The organism is Roseicyclus sp., from assembly GCF_052168335.1.
GTDB lineage: Bacteria > Pseudomonadota > Alphaproteobacteria > Rhodobacterales > Rhodobacteraceae > Roseibacterium.
Genome location: NZ_JBQLZP010000169.1, coordinates 1 through 4728, shown reverse-complemented (window position 1 = coordinate 4728; position 4728 = coordinate 1). Strand labels below are relative to the sequence as shown.

The 4728-nt window shown below is 71.1% G+C and carries 4 protein-coding genes and 1 pseudogene; all 5 read left to right on the top strand.

The features are described from left to right. Positions 1-59 precede the first annotated feature (59 nt). Entirely contained in the window at positions 60-1382 is a 1323-nt protein-coding gene (miaB, locus tag ACTS11_RS05235) for a tRNA (N6-isopentenyl adenosine(37)-C2)-methylthiotransferase MiaB (RefSeq protein ID WP_442639286.1), read from the top strand. A 111-nt stretch (positions 1383-1493) separates the two neighbouring features. Continuing rightward, entirely contained in the window at positions 1494-2507 is a 1014-nt protein-coding gene (locus tag ACTS11_RS05230) for a PhoH family protein (RefSeq protein WP_442639285.1), read from the top strand. A gap of 7 nt (positions 2508-2514) precedes the next feature. Further along, on the top strand, positions 2515-3795 hold the full coding sequence (locus ACTS11_RS05225; protein WP_442639284.1) for a flavin monoamine oxidase family protein: 1281 nt from the start codon (positions 2515-2517) through the stop codon (positions 3793-3795). A gap of 45 nt (positions 3796-3840) precedes the next feature. After that, positions 3841-4338 carry an rRNA maturation RNase YbeY gene (gene ybeY, locus ACTS11_RS05220; RefSeq protein WP_442639283.1) on the top strand — a complete coding sequence of 166 codons (498 nt, stop codon included), beginning with the start codon at positions 3841-3843 and terminating at the stop codon, positions 4336-4338. 45 nt (positions 4339-4383) lie between these two features. Beyond that, positions 4384-4728, top strand: a pseudogene (locus tag ACTS11_RS05215) (magnesium/cobalt efflux protein); the annotation flags it as partial.

Below are 4728 nucleotides of genomic sequence, written 5' to 3'. Positions count from 1 at the left end.
GGTGGCGCGCCTGCGATACATGCCGCGAAGCGACATCTCCCCCAGCCCAGGGCCGTGCCATGACCGCGACGAAGAAGCTCTACGTCAAGACCTATGGCTGCCAGATGAACGTCTACGACAGCGAGCGCATGGCCGAGGCGCTGGGCGCGCAGGGCTACGAGCAGGTCGATACGCCCGAGGCGGCGGACATGATCCTGCTGAACACCTGTCACATCCGCGAGAAGGCGGCCGAGAAGGTCTATTCCGAGCTCGGCCGGCTGAAGCCGCTGCGCGCGGCCAAGCCCGACCTCAAGATCGGCGTCGCGGGCTGCGTCGCGCAGGCCGAGGGCGAGGAGATCATGCGCCGCCAGCCGATGGTGGACCTCGTCGTCGGGCCGCAGACCTACCACCGTCTGCCCGCGATGATGGAGGCGCTGGAGCGCGGCGGGAAGGCGCTCGACACCGACTTCCCCGAGGAGGACAAGTTCGCCCACCTGCCCAGGGACCGCCGGGCGACGCGCGGGCCGACCGCGTTCCTCACCGTGCAGGAGGGCTGCGACAAGTTCTGCTCCTTCTGCGTGGTGCCCTACACGCGCGGCGCCGAGGTCTCGCGCCCGGTCGAGCGGCTCCTGGGCGAGGCGCGCGACCTCGTGGAGCGCGGCGTGCGGGAGATCACGCTTCTCGGGCAGAACGTGAACGCCTACCACGGGGCGGGGCCTGGTGGCGACGAGTGGGGCCTCGCGCGGCTGATCCGCACGATGGCGGACATCGACGGGCTCGCGCGCATCCGCTTCACAACCTCGCATCCCAACGACATGGACGACGACCTGATCGCGGCGCATGGCGACTGCGACAAGCTGATGCCCTATCTCCACCTGCCGGTGCAGGCGGGCTCGGACCGGATTCTCAAGGCGATGAACCGCAAGCACACCGCCGCGGGCTACATCCGTCTGATCGAGCGCATCCGCGCCGCGCGCCCCGACCTCGCGCTGTCCGGCGACTTCATCGTGGGCTTTCCCGGCGAGACCGAGGCCGATTTCCAGGCGACGCTCGACCTCGTCGAGGCCGTCGGGTATTCCAGCGCCTTCTCCTTCAAGTATTCCCCCCGTCCCGGCACCCCCGCCGCCGAGCGCGCGCAGGTCGATCCCGCCGAAGCGGACGACCGGCTCCAGCGGCTCCAGGCGCTCCTGACCCGGCAGCAGCGCGCGGCGCAGGACGCGATGGTGGGCCGCACGGTGAACGTCCTCTTCGAGAAGGCGGGGCGGATGCCGGGGCAGATCGTCGGCAAGTCCGAGTACCTGCACGCCGTTCACGCCAAGGGGGACGCGGGCCTCCTCGGCCGCATCGCGCCGGTGCGGATCGTCGAGAGCGGACCGAACTCGCTCGGCGGCGTCCTCGCCTGACGCCTCCACAGCATCAAGAATTCTTCGTGACAGGTGCCACAATCTGTTGCGTTGCGCTTCGTCCCTTGCGAACATCGTCCTGCAGGAAGCCCTGAAATCCGGGAGCACAACTTGGCGACAACAACTCTGCCGCACCCCGCTGCCGAGCCGCCCGTCGAACTGCTGCTACAATTCCCCGACAACCGGTTGCTGATCGAGCTCTGCGGCGAATTCGACCGCAATCTCGCACAGATAGAGCACCTTCTCTCCGTCCACATCGTGCGGCGGGGCAACGAACTCGCGCTTCTGGGCGAGGCGCGGGCCGAGGCCGCGACCGTGCTCGAGCGGCTTTATGCGCGGCTGGAATCGGGCCGCAGCGTCGAGCCCGGCGACATCGACGCCATGGTGCGCATGGGCGGCAGCCAGGAGGAGACGGGCGCCCGGTCGGGCGACCAGATGGAGATGTTCGGCGCGGGTTCGCTCGAGATCGGGACGCGCAAGAAGACGGTCGAGCCCCGCACGCAGGCGCAGCAGGCCTACGTGAGCAACCTCTTCACGCACGAGCTGGCCTTCGGCATCGGCCCCGCGGGCACCGGCAAGACCTACCTCGCCGTCGCCGTGGCCGTGAACCAGATGATCAACGGCCACGTGGACAAGATCATCCTCTCCCGTCCCGCCGTCGAGGCGGGCGAGCGCTTGGGCTTCCTGCCCGGCGACATGAAGGAGAAGGTCGATCCCTACATGCAGCCGCTCTACGACGCGCTGAACGACTTCCTCCCGCAGAAGCAGCTCCAGAAGCTGATGGAGGAGAAGACGATCGAGATCGCGCCGCTCGCCTTCATGCGGGGGCGCACGCTCTCGAACGCCTATGTCGTCCTCGACGAGGCGCAGAACGCGACGCGGATGCAGATGAAGATGTTCCTGACCCGCCTCGGGCAGGGCAGCCGCATGGTCATCACCGGCGACCCCAGCCAGGTGGACCTGCCGCGGGGGATGCCCTCGGGCCTGATCGACGCCGAGCGCATCCTCGCGGGCGTGAAGGGCATCAGCTTCAACTACTTCACCGCGAAGGACGTGGTCCGTCACCCGATGGTCGCCCGGATCATCGAGGCCTACGACGCCGACGAGGCGGGCGGCGCGGGCTGAGGCACGGATGCCCGGCCGCCGCCGCGTCCTCGCGCTCGCCGCCGCGGCGCTTGCCGCGCCCCGCGTGGTGCGCTCCGACATGCCGCTCGACGCCGAGGTGGCGGTGGTGGGCGCAGGCGCGGCCGGGATCGCCGCCGCGCGCCGGCTCGTCGCGTGGGATTACGAGGTCGTTCTCCTCGAGGCGCGGGACCGCGTCGGCGGACGGGCCTGGACCGACGCCTCCGCCCTCGGCCTGCCCTGGGACGCGGGCGCGCAGTGGCTCCACAACGGCGGGCTGAACCCCCTTGCGCGGGCGGCGCGCGACCTCGGCCTCCGCCTCACGCCCAGCCGCTACGAGGACATGTCCGTCACCGGCAGCGACGCGCCGGATGCCGCGCTGCGGTTCATGCAGGCCTTCGGCCCGGTCGAGGACGCGATCGACCGCCTCGCGGAGGAGGCGGGGCACGATGCGACCCTCGCCGCCGTCCCCACCGCGACGGCGTGGGAGGCGGGCGCGCTGCGCCTCTCCGCCATGTCGATGGGCGGCGATCCGGGCGATGTCTCGCTTCTCGATACGGCGGCGCTCGTCTCGGGCGAGGATCGGCTGGTCGATGGCGGGCCGGGCGGCCTCCTGACCGCGCTGGCCGACGGGCTGCCGGTGCGGACGGGACACACGGTGACGGCGATCGACCTGCGCGCGGCGGGTTTTGTGACCCTCTCCGGCGGCTTCGGGTCGCTCCGCGCGGGCGTTGTCATCGTGACGCTGCCGCCGGCCGTCCTCGCCTCGGGCGCCGTCCGCTTCACCCCCGCCCTGCCGCCCGCGAAGGCGGCGGCCTTCGCCGCGCTCGGCCCCGCCGAGTTCCTCAAGGTCGGCCTCCGCCTCGAGCGGCGCCCCCCCGGCGCCGCTGAGTTCGCCGTGGACATGCCGTCGCTCCTCGAAGGCGAGGGCGCGCTCCTCCATCTCGACCCGCGCGCGCCGCTGGCGAACGTCATCTTCTGCGGCGCGCGGGCGCGCGCGCTGCGGAGCGAAGGGCGGGCGGCGACCGTCGCGGGCGAGGTGCTGCGCCAGCACACGGGGCTCAGGGCCGTTGCCGCCGCGACGCACGACTGGACCGGCGATCCCCTCAGCCTCGGCCCCTGGGCGCGTCCGCTGCCCGGTGCCGCCACCGCGAGGCAGGACTACGCCGCGCCCGTCGAGGGACGCCTCTTCTTCGCCGGGGAGGCGGCTCCGGGGCCTATGGCGACCAGCCTCGGCGGCGCCTGGACCTCCGGGCTCGCCGCGGCGGAGGCGGTATGGGAGGCGACGTGACCGCCGCATTGACCGCGGCTGCGCGCCGGTGCATGGCCCCCCACCATGGAGATCGACATTCTCATCGAGGACGACGGCTGGAACGAGGACGCGCTCGAGCGCCTCGCGGGCGAGGCCTTCGCCGCGACACTCGATGCGCTCGGCCTCGACCCCGCGGCCTTCGCGGTCTCGATCCTCGCCTGCGGAGATGCGCGGATCGCCGAATTGAACGCCGAGTTCCGGGGCAAGCCCACGCCCACCAACGTCCTCTCCTGGCCCTCGGAGGAGCGCGCCGCCGAAGCGCCGGGCGAAATGCCCGACCTGCCCGAAGCCGCCCCCGGCGGCCCGTCCGAGGAACTCGGCGACATCGCGCTGGCGCTCGGCGTGATCTCGCGCGAGGCGGAGGAAGCAGGCCGCCCCTTCGAGCAGCATCTCGCCCACCTCCTCGTCCACGGGCTCATGCACCTGTTGGGTTTCGATCACATCACGGACGCCGATGCGGATTTGATGGAAAAGCTCGAGACCGCGATCCTTGCCAGGATGGGGGTTCCTGACCCATATTGACCGCAACGGGTAATCAGAGCCCGGTGTACCTTTCGGAAAGGAGCGATGAGCTCGAACCCTGATCCCTCGTCCGCTGCGGCGCAAGGCGCGCAGCCCGACGAGGATGATAGTCCGGACCAGCGTCCCGGCTTTCTCGCGCGCCTGTTCGGCGCGTCCACTCCCGACCAGAGCGAAGAGACGAACGGCAGCGCCGTCGCTGGTGCCGAACCGCGTCCCTTCGGCATGTCGAACCTCCGGCACATGCGCGTTGAGGACGTGGCGATCCCGCGCGCCGAGATCGTCTCGGCCTCCTGCGATGCCAGCCTGGCGGAACTGGTGGCCATATTCCGCGAGAGCGGCATGACCCGCTTGCCGGTCTACGACGGCACGCTCGACGTGCCGGTGGGCCTC

Excerpts from the sequence above, each read along its gene's own strand:
- ybeY (WP_442639283.1), top strand. The coding sequence starts at position 3,841 with ATGGAGATCGACATTCTCATCGAGGACGACGGCTGGAACGAGGACGCG.
- ACTS11_RS05225 (WP_442639284.1), top strand. The coding sequence starts at position 2,515 with ATGCCCGGCCGCCGCCGCGTCCTCGCGCTCGCCGCCGCGGCGCTTGCC.
- miaB (WP_442639286.1), top strand. The coding sequence starts at position 60 with ATGACCGCGACGAAGAAGCTCTACGTCAAGACCTATGGCTGCCAGATG.